The sequence below is a fragment of the Enterobacter vonholyi genome, from assembly GCF_040834095.1.
Taxonomy (GTDB): Bacteria; Pseudomonadota; Gammaproteobacteria; order Enterobacterales; family Enterobacteriaceae; genus Enterobacter; species Enterobacter vonholyi.
On record NZ_CP162152.1, the window covers coordinates 2,901,242 to 2,916,590 of the forward strand.

10 protein-coding genes are annotated in these 15,349 nt (G+C 60.4%); 8 read left to right on the forward strand and 2 right to left on the reverse strand.

All coding sequences use genetic code 11. The annotated features are described in order from the left end of the window. Positions 1–45 precede the first annotated feature (45 nt). The 7 genes from AB3N39_RS13685 (at position 46) to yegQ (ending at position 12,513) form a co-directional block, all read left to right on the forward strand. Positions 46–1,248, forward strand: coding sequence for an MdtA/MuxA family multidrug efflux RND transporter periplasmic adaptor subunit (locus AB3N39_RS13685; protein WP_367896811.1), 1,203 nt, complete (start codon positions 46–48; stop codon positions 1,246–1,248). Next, positions 1,248–4,370: an MdtB/MuxB family multidrug efflux RND transporter permease subunit gene (locus tag AB3N39_RS13690; RefSeq protein ID WP_143345308.1), complete on the forward strand. Its 3,123-nt coding sequence runs from the start codon at positions 1,248–1,250 to the stop codon at positions 4,368–4,370. The genes AB3N39_RS13685 and AB3N39_RS13690 overlap by 1 nt, the downstream gene beginning before the upstream one ends. Further along, positions 4,371–7,448 carry a multidrug efflux RND transporter permease subunit MdtC gene (gene mdtC, locus AB3N39_RS13695; protein ID WP_115875809.1) on the forward strand — a complete coding sequence of 1,026 codons (3,078 nt, stop codon included), beginning with the start codon at positions 4,371–4,373 and terminating at the stop codon, positions 7,446–7,448. It abuts the gene before it with no gap. Beyond that, positions 7,449–8,864: an MFS transporter gene (locus AB3N39_RS13700; RefSeq protein WP_136195406.1), complete on the forward strand. Its 1,416-nt coding sequence runs from the start codon at positions 7,449–7,451 to the stop codon at positions 8,862–8,864. Next, positions 8,861–10,264: a two-component system sensor histidine kinase BaeS gene (baeS, locus tag AB3N39_RS13705; RefSeq protein WP_252093243.1), complete on the forward strand. Its 1,404-nt coding sequence runs from the start codon at positions 8,861–8,863 to the stop codon at positions 10,262–10,264. Before AB3N39_RS13700 ends, baeS begins: the two co-directional genes overlap by 4 nt. Continuing rightward, on the forward strand, positions 10,261–10,983 hold the full coding sequence (gene baeR / locus AB3N39_RS13710) for a two-component system response regulator BaeR (protein WP_127731642.1): 723 nt from the start codon (positions 10,261–10,263) through the stop codon (positions 10,981–10,983). Before baeS ends, baeR begins: the two co-directional genes overlap by 4 nt. A gap of 168 nt (positions 10,984–11,151) precedes the next feature. Next, entirely contained in the window at positions 11,152–12,513 is a 1,362-nt protein-coding gene (yegQ, locus tag AB3N39_RS13715; RefSeq protein ID WP_133294786.1) for a tRNA 5-hydroxyuridine modification protein YegQ, read from the forward strand. 161 nt (positions 12,514–12,674) lie between these two features. Here yegQ and AB3N39_RS13720 read toward each other — a convergent pair whose 3' ends face one another. After that, positions 12,675–13,175: a DUF523 domain-containing protein gene (locus AB3N39_RS13720; RefSeq protein ID WP_288460844.1), complete on the reverse strand. Its 501-nt coding sequence runs from the start codon at positions 13,173–13,175 to the stop codon at positions 12,675–12,677. 140 nt (positions 13,176–13,315) lie between these two features. Here AB3N39_RS13720 and yegS point away from each other — a divergent pair, with 140 nt between their 5' ends. Then, positions 13,316–14,215, forward strand: a complete 900-nt coding sequence (gene yegS / locus AB3N39_RS13725; RefSeq protein WP_136195408.1) for a lipid kinase YegS — start codon at positions 13,316–13,318, stop codon at positions 14,213–14,215. Between the two features lie 53 nt (positions 14,216–14,268). Here the strand turns inward: yegS and fbaB are convergent, their stop codons facing one another. Next, the gene (fbaB, locus tag AB3N39_RS13730) at positions 14,269–15,321 is read right to left on the reverse strand and encodes a class I fructose-bisphosphate aldolase (protein ID WP_008500869.1); all 1,053 of its coding nucleotides are present in this window, start codon (positions 15,319–15,321) and stop codon (positions 14,269–14,271) included. Positions 15,322–15,349: the final 28 nt, after the last annotated feature.

A 15,349-nucleotide genomic window follows, 5' to 3' on the forward strand; every position in this document is an offset into this window, starting at 1 on the left:
AACTAGTATCATTCCCCGAAGTCTTCAGGATGAGAACGTATAACGATGAAAGGCAGTAACAAATCCCGCTGGGCAATCGCCGCTGGCATCATTGTGGTGGTCCTTGCCGCCGCATGGTACTGGCACAGTCAATCCGCGAACTCCGCCGCTCCCGCCGGTGCCACCGGTCAGGCTCAGCGCCCCACGGGCGGAGGGCGTCACGGCATGCGCGGCGGCACCCTGGCGCCGGTTCAGGCGGCGACGGCGGTGAATAAAGCCGTTCCTCGCTATCTCACTGGTCTCGGGACCATTACCGCCGCCAATACCGCCACGGTGCGCAGCCGCGTCGACGGCCAGCTCGTCGCGATCCACTTCCAGGAAGGTCAGCAGGTCAAAGCGGGCGATCTGCTGGCGGAAATCGATCCGAGCCAGTTTAAGGTCGCCCTCGCCCAGGCGCAGGGACAGCTCGCGAAAGACAAAGCCACTCTCGCCAACGCCCGTCGCGATCTGGCCCGCTACCAGCAGCTGGTGAAAACCAACCTTGTGTCTCGTCAGGAGCTTGATACCCAGCAGTCGCTGGTCAGCGAAACGCAGGGCACCATCAAAGCCGACGAAGCCGCCGTTGCCAGCGCCCAGCTGCAGCTGGACTGGAGCCGCATCACCGCGCCGATTGACGGACGCGTCGGCCTGAAGCAGGTCGATATCGGCAACCAAATCTCCAGCGGCGACACCACGGGCATCGTGGTGATCACCCAAACCCACCCGATTGATTTAGTCTTTACCCTGCCGGAAAGCGATATCGCGACCGTCATGCAGGCGCAAAAAGCCGGTAAAGGCCTGGTAGTGGAAGCCTGGGACCGCACCAACAAGCAGAAATTGAGCGAAGGCTCCCTGCTCAGTCTGGATAACCAGATCGACACCACCACCGGCACCATCAAGCTGAAGGCGCGCTTTAATAACCAGGACGATGCCCTCTTCCCGAACCAGTTCGTCAATGCGCGCATGCTGGTTGCGACCGAAGAAAACGCGGTGGTGATCCCCACCGCTGCACTGCAGATGGGTAATGAAGGCAACTTTGTCTGGGTGCTCAACAACGACAATAAGGTCAGCAAGCATCTGGTAAAAACCGGTATTCAGGACAGCCAGACGGTGGTCATCAGCGCCGGCCTTTCCGCAGGCGACCGCGTGGTCACCGACGGTATTGACCGTCTGACCGAAGGGGCCAAAGTGGAAGTGGTTGAACCTGCGAAACAGGGAGAGAAATCCTGATGCAGGTGCTGCCGCCAGGCTCTACAGGTGGGCCATCACGCCTGTTTATCCTCCGTCCTGTCGCCACCACGCTGCTGATGGTGGCGATCCTGCTCGCCGGGATTATCGGCTATCGCTTCCTGCCCGTATCGGCGCTGCCGGAAGTGGATTACCCAACCATTCAGGTGGTGACGCTCTATCCCGGTGCCAGCCCTGATGTCGTGACGTCCGCCATCACCGCCCCGCTTGAGCGCCAGTTCGGCCAGATGTCGGGGCTAAAACAGATGTCCTCCCAGAGCTCCGGCGGCGCATCCGTCGTGACGCTGCAGTTCCAGCTGACGCTGTCGCTGGACGTCGCCGAGCAGGAGGTGCAGGCGGCCATCAACGCCGCCACCAACCTGCTGCCGTCGGATCTGCCTAACCCGCCGGTCTACAGCAAGGTGAACCCGGCGGATCCGCCGATCATGACGCTGGCCGTCACCTCCTCCGCGATGCCGATGACCCAGGTAGAGGACATGGTCGAAACGCGCGTGGCGCAAAAAATTTCTCAGGTTTCCGGCGTCGGCCTCGTCACCCTGGCGGGCGGTCAGCGCCCGGCGGTGCGCGTCAAGCTGAACGCGCAGGCCATCGCCGCGCTGGGGCTCACCAGTGAAACCATCCGCACCGCCATTAGCAACGCCAACGTCAACTCGGCGAAGGGCTCGCTGGACGGCCCAACCCGCGCCGTGACGCTCTCGGCGAACGACCAGATGCAGTCCGCCGACGAATATCGTCAGCTGATTATCGCCTACCAGAACGGCGCGCCGGTGCGTCTGGGCGACGTGGCGACCGTAGAACAAGGTGCGGAAAACAGCTGGCTGGGAGCCTGGGCCAACAGGCAGCAGGCGATCGTGATGAACGTGCAGCGCCAGCCGGGCGCGAACATCATCGAAACCGCCGACAGCATCCGCACCATGCTGCCGCAGCTGATCGAAAGCCTGCCGAAATCGGTCAGCGTGAAGGTGCTTTCCGACCGCACCACGAATATTCGCGCGTCGGTCACCGACACCCAGTTTGAGCTGATGCTGGCAATTGCGCTGGTCGTCATGATCATCTATCTGTTCCTGCGTAACGTTCCGGCAACCATTATTCCCGCCGTCGCCGTGCCGCTCTCGCTGGTCGGCACCTTTGCGGTGATGGTGTTCCTCGATTTTTCGATCAATAACCTGACGCTGATGGCGCTCACCATCGCCACCGGGTTCGTGGTGGATGACGCCATCGTCGTCATCGAGAACATCTCGCGCTATATCGAGAAAGGCGAAAAACCGCTGGCCGCCGCGCTGAAGGGCGCAGGGGAAATCGGCTTTACGATTATCTCGCTGACCTTCTCGCTGATCGCGGTGCTGATCCCGCTGCTGTTTATGGGCGATATCGTCGGGCGGCTGTTCCGCGAGTTTGCCGTGACGCTGGCGGTCGCCATTTTGATCTCCGCCGTGGTGTCGCTGACTCTGACGCCGATGATGTGCGCCCGCATGCTGAGCCACGAGTCCCTGCGCAAGCAAAACCGCTTTTCGCGCGCCTCCGAGCGCATGTTCGAGCGCATTATTGCCGCCTATGGTCGCGTGCTGGCGAAAGTCCTGAACCATCCGTGGGCAACGCTCGGCGTGGCGCTCGGCACGCTGGCGCTCAGCGTGATGCTGTGGATTTTCATTCCGAAAGGCTTCTTCCCGATCCAGGACAACGGCATTATCCAGGGCACGCTTCAGGCCCCGCAGTCGGTCTCCTTCGCCAATATGGCGCAGCGCCAGCAGCAGGTGTCTGAAATCATCATGAAGGATCCGGCGGTCGAGAGCCTGACCTCCTACGTGGGCGTCGACGGCACCAACCCGTCGCTCAACAGCGCGCGTCTGCAGATCAACCTCAAGCCGCTGGATGAACGCGACGATCGCGTCAACGCCGTCATTGAGCGTCTGCAAAACGCAGTCGCGCGCGTGCCGGGCGTTGAGCTTTACCTGCAGCCGATTCAGGATTTGACCATTGATACGCAGGTCAGCCGCACGCAGTACCAGTTCACGCTGCAGGCCACCACGCTGGATGCCCTCAGCACCTGGGTGCCGCAGCTGGTGAACAAGCTTAACACCCTGCCCCAGCTCTCCGATGTTAGCAGCGACTGGCAGGACAAAGGGCTGGCGGCGTACGTTAACGTCAACCGCGATACCGCCAGCCGTCTGGGTATCACCATGGCGGACGTGGACAACGCCCTGTACAACGCCTTCGGTCAGCGCCTGATCTCCACCATCTACACCCAGGCGAACCAGTACCGCGTGGTGCTGGAGCACAACACGGAGAACACGCCCGGCCTGGCGGGGCTGGACTCGGTGCGCCTGACCAGCAAAGACGGCGGCATTGTGCCGCTGAGCGCTATCGCCACGGTGGAAGAACGCTATACCCCGCTGTCGATCAACCATCTGGATCAGTTCCCGTCCACCACCATCTCCTTTAACGTGCCGGACAACTATTCTCTGGGCGAAGCGGTGGAGGCCATTCAGGCGGCGGAAAAAGAGCTCAGCTTCCCGTCCGATATTCAGACCCAGTTCCAGGGCAGCACCCTGGCGTTTCAGGCCGCGCTGGGTAACACCATCTGGCTGATCGTGGCGGCGGTCGTGGCGATGTACATCGTGCTCGGCGTGCTGTATGAAAGCTTTATCCACCCGATCACCATCCTCTCTACCCTGCCGACGGCGGGCGTGGGGGCACTGCTGGCACTGATGCTGGCGGGCAGTGAGCTGGACGTGATTGCCATCATCGGCATCATCCTGCTTATCGGGATCGTGAAGAAAAACGCCATCATGATGATCGACTTCGCCCTGGCCGCCGAGCGCGAGCAGGGCATGTCGCCGCGCGATGCGATTTTCCAGGCCTGCCTGCTGCGTTTCCGTCCGATCCTGATGACCACGCTTGCCGCCCTGCTGGGCGCGCTGCCGCTGATGCTCAGCACCGGCGTCGGCGCGGAGCTCCGTCGTCCGCTGGGTATCGGCATGGTCGGCGGTCTGCTGGTGAGCCAGGTGCTGACCCTCTTCACCACGCCGGTGATCTACCTGCTGTTTGACCGCCTGGCGCTGTGGACCAAAAGCCGCTTCCCGAAACGTGAAGAGGAGGCGTAAGTGAAGTTTTTCGCCCTCTTCATTTATCGCCCGGTGGCGACGATTTTAATCTCGCTCGCCATTACCCTCTGCGGCGTGCTGGGCTTCCGGCTGCTGCCGGTAGCGCCTCTGCCGCAGGTGGATTTCCCGGTGATCATGGTCAGCGCTTCGCTGCCGGGCGCCTCACCGGAAACCATGGCCTCGTCGGTTGCCACGCCGCTGGAGCGTTCGCTCGGGCGAATTGCGGGGGTCAACGAGATGACCTCCAGCAGCTCGCTGGGCAGCACGCGCATCATTCTGGAGTTCAGCTTCGACCGGGATATTAACGGCGCAGCGCGCGACGTGCAGGCGGCCATCAACGCCGCGCAAAGCCTACTGCCGAGCGGGATGCCGAGCCGCCCAACCTACCGCAAGGCCAACCCGTCCGACGCGCCGATCATGATCCTGACGCTGACCTCGGATACGTACTCGCAGGGGCAGCTGTACGACTTTGCATCCACCCAGCTGGCGCAGACAATCTCACAAATTAACGGCGTCGGCGACGTGAGCGTTGGCGGGAGTTCCCTGCCCGCGGTGCGCGTGGGGTTAAACCCGCAGGCGCTGTTTAACCAGGGCGTGTCGCTGGACGACGTGCGCTCCGCCATCAGCAACGCCAACGTGCGTAAACCGCAGGGGGCGATTGAGGACGGCAGCCACCGCTGGCAGATCCACACCAACGACGAGCTGAAAACCGCGGCGGAATATCAGCCGCTCATCATCCACTATAACAACGGCGCGGCGGTGCGCTTAAGCGACGTTGCCAGCGTCACCGATTCGGTGCAGGACGTGCGTAACGCCGGGATGACCAACGCCAAGCCGGCGATTCTGCTGATGATCCGCAAGCTGCCGGAGGCCAACATTATCGAGACGGTGAACAGCATTCGCGCCCGTCTTCCGGACCTGCAGGAGACCATACCGGCGGCGATCGATCTGCAAATTGCCCAGGATCGCTCCCCGACCATTCGCGCCTCGCTGGAAGAGGTCGAGCAAACGCTGGTGATCTCCGTCGCGCTGGTGATCCTGGTGGTCTTTCTGTTCCTGCGCTCCGGCCGCGCGACGCTTATTCCGGCGGTGGCCGTGCCGGTGTCTCTGATTGGTACCTTTGCCGCCATGTACCTGTGCGGGTTTAGCCTCAACAATCTGTCGCTGATGGCCCTGACGATTGCGACGGGCTTCGTGGTGGATGACGCCATCGTGGTGCTGGAGAACATTTCCCGCCATCTGGAAGCGGGCGTGAAGCCGCTGCAGGCCGCGCTGCAGGGCACGCGCGAGGTGGGCTTTACGGTACTCTCCATGAGCCTGTCGCTGGTCGCGGTTTTCCTGCCACTGCTGCTGATGGGCGGGCTGCCGGGCCGGTTGCTGCGCGAGTTTGCCGTCACTCTCTCCGTCGCCATCGGCATTTCGCTGGTCATCTCCTTAACGCTGACGCCAATGATGTGCGGCTGGATGCTCAAGCGCAGCAAACCCCATTCGCAGCCGCGCCGCAAAGGCTTTGGCCGTTTCCTGATGGCACTGCAGGAAGGCTATGGTAAATCGCTGAAGTGGGTGCTGAACCATACGCGTCTTGTCGGCCTGGTGCTGATGGGCACCATTGTGCTCAACGTCTGGATGTATATCACCATCCCGAAAACTTTCTTCCCGGAACAGGACACCGGCGTGCTGATGGGCGGCATTCAGGCGGACCAGAGCATTTCGTTCCAGGCGATGCGCGGCAAGCTGCAGGACTTTATGAAGATCATTCGGGAAGACAAAGCCGTGGATAACGTCACCGGCTTTACCGGCGGGTCACGCGTCAACAGCGGGATGATGTTTATTACCCTGAAACCGCGCGGCGAGCGCAACGAAACCGCCCAGCAGGTGATTGACCGCCTGCGGGTGAAGCTCGCCAAAGAGCCGGGGGCAAACCTGTTTTTGATGGCCGTTCAGGATATCCGCGTCGGCGGGCGACAGGCGAACGCCAGCTATCAGTACACGTTGCTCTCGGACGATTTGGCCGCCCTGCGCGAGTGGGAGCCGAAGATCCGCAAGGCGCTGGCCGCCCTGCCGGAGCTGGCGGACGTCAACTCCGATCAGCAGGACAACGGTGCCGAGATGGCGCTGACCTACGACCGCGAAACCATGTCGCGGCTGGGTATTAATGTTGAAGCCGCCAACAGCCTGCTGAACAACGCCTTCGGCCAGCGCGAGATCTCCACCATCTACCAGCCGATGAACCAGTACAAGGTGGTGATGGAAGTTGACCCGCGCTACACCCAGGACATCAGCGCCCTGGACAAAATGTTTGTGATTAACAACGACGGCAAGGCGATTCCACTCTCCTACTTCGCCAGCTGGCAGCCTGCCAACGCGCCGCTGTCGGTGAACCATCAGGGGCTTTCGGCGGCATCGACCATCTCCTTTAACCTGCCCGCCGGTTCGTCACTGTCTGAGGCCAGCGATGCTATCAACCGCGCGATGACCCAGCTTGGCGTGCCGTCCACCGTGCGCGGCAGCTTTGCCGGCACCGCGCAGGTGTTCCAGGAGACGATGAATTCGCAGGTGATTTTGATTCTGGCCGCCATCGCCACGGTTTATATTGTGCTGGGCGTGCTGTACGAGAGCTACGTTCACCCGCTGACCATTCTCTCGACGCTGCCGTCGGCGGGCGTGGGGGCACTGCTGGCGCTGGAGCTGTTCGGCGCGCCGTTCAGCCTTATCGCGCTCATCGGGATCATGCTGCTGATCGGCATCGTGAAGAAAAACGCCATCATGATGGTGGACTTCGCGCTGGACGCCCAGCGCAACGGCAATCTGTCGCCGGAAGAGGCCATCTTCCAGGCCTGCCTGCTGCGTTTTCGTCCGATCATGATGACCACCCTGGCGGCGCTGTTTGGCGCGCTGCCGCTGGTGATCTCGGGCGGCGACGGCTCAGAGCTGCGCCAGCCGCTGGGGATCACCATTGTCGGCGGCCTGGTGATGAGCCAGCTGCTGACGCTGTACACCACGCCGGTGGTCTATCTGTTCTTCGACCGCCTGCGGCTGCGCTTCTCGCGTAAAAACAGAACCACGGTGACCGAGTAAATGACCGATCTCCCCGCTAACGTTCGCTGGCAGCTATGGATAGTCGCTTTCGGCTTCTTTATGCAGTCGCTGGATACGACCATCGTCAACACCGCCCTCCCCTCCATGGCGAAAAGCCTGGGGGAGAGCCCGCTGCATATGCACATGGTGATTGTCTCCTACGTGCTGACGGTGGCCGTGATGCTGCCCGCCAGCGGCTGGCTGGCCGATAAGGTCGGCGTGCGGAACATCTTCTTTACCGCCATCGTGCTGTTTACCACCGGCTCGCTGTTTTGCGCCCAGGCCAATACCCTCGACCAGCTGGTGACGGCGCGCGTGCTGCAGGGCATCGGCGGGGCGATGATGGTGCCCGTCGGGCGGCTAACGGTGATGAAAATTGTGCCACGCGAGCAGTACATGGCGGCGATGACCTTTGTGACCCTGCCCGGTCAGGTGGGGCCGCTGCTGGGTCCAGCGCTGGGCGGCATTCTGGTGGAGTACGCCTCCTGGCACTGGATCTTCTTAATCAATCTTCCTGTTGGCATCATCGGCGCCATCGCCACCCTGACGCTGATGCCGAACTATAAATTGCAGACCCGGCGCTTTGATTTCTTTGGCTTTATCCTGCTGGCGGCGGGCATGGCTACGCTTACCCTGGCGCTCGACGGGCAAAAAGGGCTGGGGATTTCGCCCCTGACGCTCGGGCTCCTGATCGCGCTCGGCGTTACCGCCATACTGTGGTATCTGCGGCATGCCAGAGGTAACGATAAGGCGCTGTTCAGCCTGAACCTGTTTAAAAACCCTACCTACCGTCTGGGCCTGTCTGGCAGCTTCGCCGGACGCATCGGCAGCGGGATGCTGCCGTTTATGACGCCCGTTTTTCTGCAAATTGGCATGGGCTTTTCGCCGTTCCACGCGGGCCTGATGATGATCCCGATGGTGCTCGGCAGCATGGGGATGAAGCGCGTTGTGGTGCAGGTGGTCAACCGCTTTGGCTATCGACACGTGCTGGTGGCCGCCACGCTGGGGCTGGCGCTGGTCAGCCTGCTGTTTATGGCCGTGGCGCTGATGGGCTGGTACTACGTCCTGCCGCTGGTGCTGTTCTGTCAGGGGATCGTCAACTCCATGCGCTTCTCGTCGATGAATACCCTGACGCTGAAGGACCTGCCTGACGATCTGGCGAGCAGCGGCAATAGCCTGCTGTCGATGATCATGCAGCTCTCAATGAGCGTGGGCGTCACCATTGCCGGCCTGCTGCTCGGCATGTACGGCCAGCACCATCTCAGCGTCGACACGCCGGTGGCGCATCAGGTCTTTTTGTATACCTACCTCAGCATGGCGGTCATCATCGCCCTGCCCGCTTTCATCTTCGCCAGAGTGCCGGATGATACCAGCAAGAACGTCGTGATTAGGCGCGGCAAAAGGAGTGGCTCATGAAATTCTGGCGTCCGGGTATTACCGGCAAGCTCTTTGTAGCGATCTTCGCCACCTGTATCGTCCTGCTGATCACCATGCACTGGGCGGTGCGGGTAAGCTTTGAGCGCGGCTTTATTGATTACATCAAGCATGGCAATGAACAGCGTTTACAGGGCTTAAGCGATGCGCTGAGTGAACAGTACGCCCAACACGGCAACTGGCGTTTTCTGCGCAATAACGACCGCTTTATTTTCCAGATCCTGCGCTCGCTGGAGCACGATACCGGTGACGATCGCCCGGGGCCGGGCATGCCGCCGCACGGCTGGCGCACCCAGTTCTGGGTGATCGACCAGGATATGCGCCCCTTGGTTGGCCCGCGCGCGCCGATACCGCCGGACGGCACCCGGCGGGCGATTAAAGTCAATAACGCCACCGTTGGCTGGGTCATCGCCTCCCCGGTGGAGCGCCTGACGCGCAACACCGACATCAACTTTGACCGCCAGCAGCGCCGCACAAGCTGGCTGATTGTAGCCCTCTCCACGCTGCTCGCCGCGCTCGCCACCTTCCCTCTGGCACGCGGTCTGCTCGCCCCGGTAAAACGGCTGGTGGAGGGTACGCACAAGCTCGCCGCCGGGGATTTCACCACCCGCGTCGATACCCGCAGCCAGGACGAACTGGGCAAGCTGGCGCAGGACTTTAACCAGCTTGCCAGCACGCTGGAGAAAAACCAGCAGATGCGCCGCGACTTTATGGCCGATATCTCGCACGAGCTGCGCACCCCGCTGGCGGTGCTGCGCGGCGAGCTCGAGGCCATTCAGGACGGCGTGCGCCAGTTTACGGCCGAATCGGTGGCATCACTGCAGGCGGAGGTGGGTACGCTCACCAAGCTGGTGGACGATCTCCATCAGCTCTCCATGTCTGACGAAGGCGCGCTGGCCTACCAGAAAGCGCCGGTGGACGTGATTAATATTCTGGAAGTGATCAGCGGCGCGTTCCGAGAGCGGTTTGCCAGCCGCAACCTGAAAATCGACCTCTCCCTGCCGGACAGCGCGGTGGTGTTTGGCGACAAAGACCGACTGATGCAGCTGTTCAATAACCTGCTGGAAAATAGCCTACGCTACACCGACAGCGGCGGAGGGCTGCACATCTCCGGCAGGCAGGAAAACGGGCGCTTTGCCCTCACCTTCGCGGATTCCGCCCCCGGCGTGCAGGACGCGCAGCTGGAAAAACTGTTTGAACGTTTCTACCGTACCGAAGGCTCCCGCAACCGCGCCAGCGGCGGCTCCGGCCTGGGGCTGGCGATTTGCGTTAACATCGTCGAGGCGCATAATGGCACGATCCGCGCAGCCCATTCGCCTTTTGGCGGGGTTAGCATTACAGTAGAGTTACCTCTGGAACGGGATTTATCGAGAGAAGTATGACCGAGTTACCGATTGACGAAAACACGCCGCGCATTTTGATCGTTGAAGACGAACCCAAGCTGGGACAGCTGCTAATCGACTACTTACGCGCGGCCAGCTATGCCCCGTCCCTGATAAGCCACGGCGACCAGGTGCTGCCGTACGTGCGCCAGACTCCGCCGGATCTGATCCTGCTGGATTTAATGCTGCCGGGCGTTGACGGACTGACCCTGTGCCGGGAAATTCGCCGCTTCTCCGACGTGCCGATCGTCATGGTCACCGCTAAAATTGAAGAGATTGACCGCCTGCTGGGGCTCGAAATCGGCGCGGACGACTACATCTGCAAGCCCTACAGCCCGCGCGAGGTGGTAGCCCGCGTGAAGACCATTCTGCGCCGCTGCAGGCCGCAGCGCGAGCTTCAGGTGCTGGACGCTGAAAGCCCGCTGATTGTGGATGAAAGCCGCTTCCAGGCAAGCTGGCGCGGCAAGCTGCTGGACCTGACCCCTGCGGAGTTCCGCCTGCTCAAAACCCTCTCCCACGAGCCGGGCAAAGTCTTCTCCCGCGAACAGCTGCTGAACCACCTGTACGACGATTACCGCGTAGTGACCGACCGCACCATCGACAGCCATATCAAAAACCTGCGCCGCAAGCTGGAAGCGCTGGACGCCGAACAGTCGTTTATTCGCGCGGTGTATGGCGTGGGGTATCGCTGGGAAGCGGATGCGTGCAGGATTGCCTAGTCATCCGCGGGTCAATCCTGGCCGGGTAAGGCGAAGCCGCCACCCGGCACAATAACTTTACCTCCCTGCCCCGCAGCGCTACAATGCCCGCCCTTAAAGTGGGGGATCTCCCCTTACCGCTGCACCAGGTGTACGCGGATCTGACCTGTCATCAGAACGAGAACAAACATGTTTAAACCGGAACTCCTTTCCCCGGCGGGAACGCTGCAAAATATGCGTTACGCTTTCGCCTATGGCGCCGACGCCGTGTATGCGGGCCAGCCGCGCTACTCGCTGCGCGTGCGTAACAACGAATTCAACCACGAGAACCTGCAGCTCGGCATCAACGAAGCGCATGCCCTAGGCAAAAAATTCTACGTGGTGGTCAACATCGCGCCGCACAACGCCAAGCTGAAAACGTTCATCCGTGACCTGAAGCCGGTGGTCGATATGGGGCCGGACGCGCTGATCATGTCGGACCCGGGTTTAATCATGCTGGTTCGGGAGAACTTCCCGGAGATGGATATTCACCTCTCCGTGCAGGCAAACGCCGTCAACTGGGCAACGGTGAAGTTCTGGAAGCAGATGGGGCTGACCCGCGTCATCCTGTCCCGCGAACTGTCTCTGGAAGAGATCGAAGAGATCCGCACTCAGGTGCCGGATATGGAAATCGAAATCTTCGTCCACGGCGCGCTGTGCATGGCCTACTCCGGCCGCTGCCTGCTTTCTGGCTACATCAACAAGCGCGACCCGAACCAGGGCACCTGCACCAACGCCTGCCGCTGGGAATATAACGTCCAGGAAGGCAAAGAGGATGACGTCGGCAACATCGTCCACAAGCACGAGCCTATTCCGGTGACCAACGTTGAGCCGACGCTGGGCATCGGCGCGCCAACCGACAGCGTGTTTATGATTGAAGAAGCCAAACGTCCGGGCGAGTATATGACCGCCTTTGAAGACGAGCACGGCACCTACATCATGAACTCGAAAGATCTGCGCGCCATCGCCCACGTCGAGCGTCTGACGCAGATGGGCGTGCACTCCCTGAAGATTGAAGGCCGCACCAAATCCTATTACTACTGCGCGCGTACCGCGCAGGTGTACCGTAAAGCCATCGACGATGCGGCCGCCGGTAAACCGTTCGATACCAGCCTGCTGGAAACCCTGGAGGGTCTTGCGCACCGCGGCTATACCGAAGGCTTCCTGCGCCGTCATACCCATGACGACTACCAGAACTACGAGCACGGCTACTCCGTTTCCGAGCGCCAGCAGTTTGTCGGTGACTTCACCGGCGAGCGTAAAGGCGCGCTGGCGGCCGTCGCGGTGAAAAACAAGTTCACCAAAGGCGACAGCCTGGAGCTGATGACCCCGCAGGGCAACATGAACTTCACGCTGGAGCATCTGGAAAACGGCAAAGGCGAAGCGATTGAGGTCGCGCCGGGCGACGGGCATACCGTCTGGCTGCCGGTTCCGGAAGAGGTGGAGCTGAAGTTCGCGCTGCTGATGCGTAACTTCAACGGTGAAAGCACCCGAAACCCACACGGCAAATAGTCAATCAGGGAAATTTTTTCGCGCTGGGATAATTCTTAGAATCGGATCACATACCGCTTCGTTCAATACGGCTATTATCCCCCCGCTGAAAAACATAACCCATAAATGCTAGCTGTACCAGGAACCACCTCCTTAGCCTGCGTAATCTCCCTTACGCGGGCTTATTTTTTGCCTTCTCTCCCCTCAATCCAGGCAATGAATTCGTCGATTTGCTTCTCTGAGAACACGGCGATCCCATGCTCTGCGAGCAACGATGCCGCAACTCCCCTCCCCGCTTTATGTATGCCGCGAAACGATCCGTCATAAATAAACTCGCTGCCGCACGTTGGGCTGCCATCGGTTAACAATGCAGCGCTACACCCCGACTCCTGAGCAGCGCGTAGCGCAAGCCAGGCTGCAAGCTGATAATGTGCGGTCACATCCTGCCCGGTATTTTCAATAATTCTGGCTTGCCCGCGCATTACGTCTTTCCCATCAGCAGACATAATCTCTGCCGGAGGACGCGGTACAGGCAGCCCGGCAGCCAATTCAGGACAGTGGATAACCAGACGTTGTTCCTGTTGCCAGCGAGCGAGTTGCGCGTTCATTCTCGCTTTTTCACTTGCGTTATAACGAACCCTGAAGCCCATCAGGCACGCGCTTACCAAAATTTTATTCATCATCACTTTCCTGTGATTAGTCCATATCATCGCTGGAGTGTAACGCGCTTTCGGGCATATTTTGTTCCTTTCATCCTGTTCTTACCCGCTTTTTTCCTCTCTGCTATACACTCTTACTAACGCTAAAAAAGGGAGCAGCGCGGATGGCAACCTATCCAGACAGTTTATTGATTCTCAATGGCAAAAGTGCAGGCAACGATCTGTTGCGTCAGGCAATTCGCGGCTTGCGCGACGACGGCGCGCGCATTCACGTCAGGGTGACGTGGGAAAAAGGCGACGCGGCACGCTATATCAATGAAGCCCTCGGGCTTGGCGTTGAGACCATCATTTCCGGCGGCGGCGATGGCACTATCAATGAGATTGCCTCAGCGCTAATAGACCTGCCCCCGGCAAACCGTCCGGTGATGGGCATTTTACCGCTCGGCACCGCCAATGACTTTGCCACCAGCGCCGGGATCCCGGAGGAGTTAGAGAAGGCGCTCCAGCTGGCGATCCTCGGTAAAGCCACCGCCGTGGATATTGCGCAGGTGAATGATAAAACCTGCTTTATCAATATGGCGACCGGCGGGTTTGGCACGCGCATCACCAGCGAAACGCCGGAAAAACTGAAGGCGGCGCTGGGCGGCGTGTCGTATCTGATCCACGGTCTGATGCGCATGGATACCCTCAAGCCTGACCGCTGCGAAATTCGCGGCGAGGATTTTCAGTGGCAGGGTGACGCGCTGGTCATTGGCATTGGCAACGGGCGTCAGGCGGGCGGCGGTCAGCAGCTGTGCCCGGAGGCGCTGATCAATGACGGTCAGCTACAGCTGAGGATTTTCACGGGCGACGGCCTGCTGCCCGCGCTGTTTACCACGCTGACGCAGCCGGAAGAGAGTCCAAATATCATTGACGGGAAATCGGCGTGGTTTGAGGTAAATGCCCCGCACGGGATGACGTTTAACCTCGACGGAGAGCCGTTAAGCGGAACACAGTTCCGCATTGAGGTGTTGCCCGGCGCGCTGCAGTGTCGGTTGCCGCCGGACTGTGTGCTTTTGCGCTAATGGTATTGCCGGGTGGCGGCTACGCCTTACCCGGCCTACACTTCGCCCTCAGGTCAGGCAATCGTGACTTTGCTGTCCAGATAGACGTCCTGCACCGCATTGATCAGCTTCACGCCGTCGGCCATCGATTTCTTAAACGCCTTACGACCCAGGATCAGCCCCATGCCGCCCGCGCGTTTGTTAATAACCGCCGTACGCACCGCGTCTGACAGGTCAGTATCGCCGCCCGCCGCGCCGCCGGAGTTGATCAGCCCCGCGCGGCCCATATAGCAGTTCGCCAGCTGGTAGCGCACCAGGTCGATCGGGTTATCGCTGGTCAGCTTGCTGTAAACGCGGTCATCGGTGTAGCCAAAGTTTACCGCTTTATAGCCGCCGTTATTCTCGGCCATTTTTTGCTTCACGATGTCAGCGCCAATGGTCGCCGCCAGATGGTTCGCCTGGCCGGTCAGGTCGGCCGACACGTGGTAATCTACGCCGTCTTTTTTGAACGCCGAGTTACGCAGGTACGCCCACAGCACGGTCACCATGCCGAGCTCATGAGCGCGCTCAAACGCCGCAGAGATCTCTTCAATCTGACGACGGGACTGTTCAGAGCCAAAGTAAATCGTCGCCCCAACTGCAACCGCCCCCATATTGAACGCCTGCTCGACGCTGGCGTAGAGCGTCTGGTCATATTCGGTAGGGTAACTCAGGGTTTCGTTGTGGTTCAGCTTCACGAGGAACGGAATGCGGTGGGCATAGCGACGCGAAACCGAAGCCAGCACGCCGTAGGTGGAGGCTACACAGTTACAGCCCGCTTCAATCGCCAGTTCAACAATGTTCTTCGGATCGAAGTAGAGCGGATTCGCCGCAAAGGAGGCGCCCGCCGAGTGCTCAACGCCCTGGTCTACCGGCAGAATCGAGAGATATCCGGTGCCGCCGAGCCGCCCGGTGTTATAGAGCGTCTGCATATTTCGCAGCACGGCAGGGGGACGGTTGTTATCGACCATCACGCGGTCAACGTAATCATGACCAGGCAGGTAAAGCTGGTCGGCTGGAATGGTCATACAACGATGCTGTAAAAGGCTGTCGGCGTCTTTGCCAAGCAACTGCGCAATATCAGTCATGTGATACTCCCGTAAGTCCGACGTCGTG

What these genes read in the sequence shown, in the direction of transcription:
- baeS (WP_252093243.1), top strand. Translation starts at nt 8,861, where the DNA reads ATGAAATTCTGGCGTCCGGGTATTACCGGCAAGCTCTTTGTAGCGATC.
- fbaB (WP_008500869.1), bottom strand. Translation starts at nt 15,321, where the DNA reads ATGACTGATATTGCGCAGTTGCTTGGCAAAGACGCCGACAGCCTTTTA.
- AB3N39_RS13690 (WP_143345308.1), top strand. Translation starts at nt 1,248, where the DNA reads ATGCAGGTGCTGCCGCCAGGCTCTACAGGTGGGCCATCACGCCTGTTT.
- baeR (WP_127731642.1), top strand. Translation starts at nt 10,261, where the DNA reads ATGACCGAGTTACCGATTGACGAAAACACGCCGCGCATTTTGATCGTT.
- AB3N39_RS13685 (WP_367896811.1), top strand. Translation starts at nt 46, where the DNA reads ATGAAAGGCAGTAACAAATCCCGCTGGGCAATCGCCGCTGGCATCATT.
- AB3N39_RS13700 (WP_136195406.1), top strand. Translation starts at nt 7,449, where the DNA reads ATGACCGATCTCCCCGCTAACGTTCGCTGGCAGCTATGGATAGTCGCT.
- AB3N39_RS13720 (WP_288460844.1), bottom strand. Translation starts at nt 13,175, where the DNA reads ATGATGAATAAAATTTTGGTAAGCGCGTGCCTGATGGGCTTCAGGGTT.
- yegQ (WP_133294786.1), top strand. Translation starts at nt 11,152, where the DNA reads ATGTTTAAACCGGAACTCCTTTCCCCGGCGGGAACGCTGCAAAATATG.
- yegS (WP_136195408.1), top strand. Translation starts at nt 13,316, where the DNA reads ATGGCAACCTATCCAGACAGTTTATTGATTCTCAATGGCAAAAGTGCA.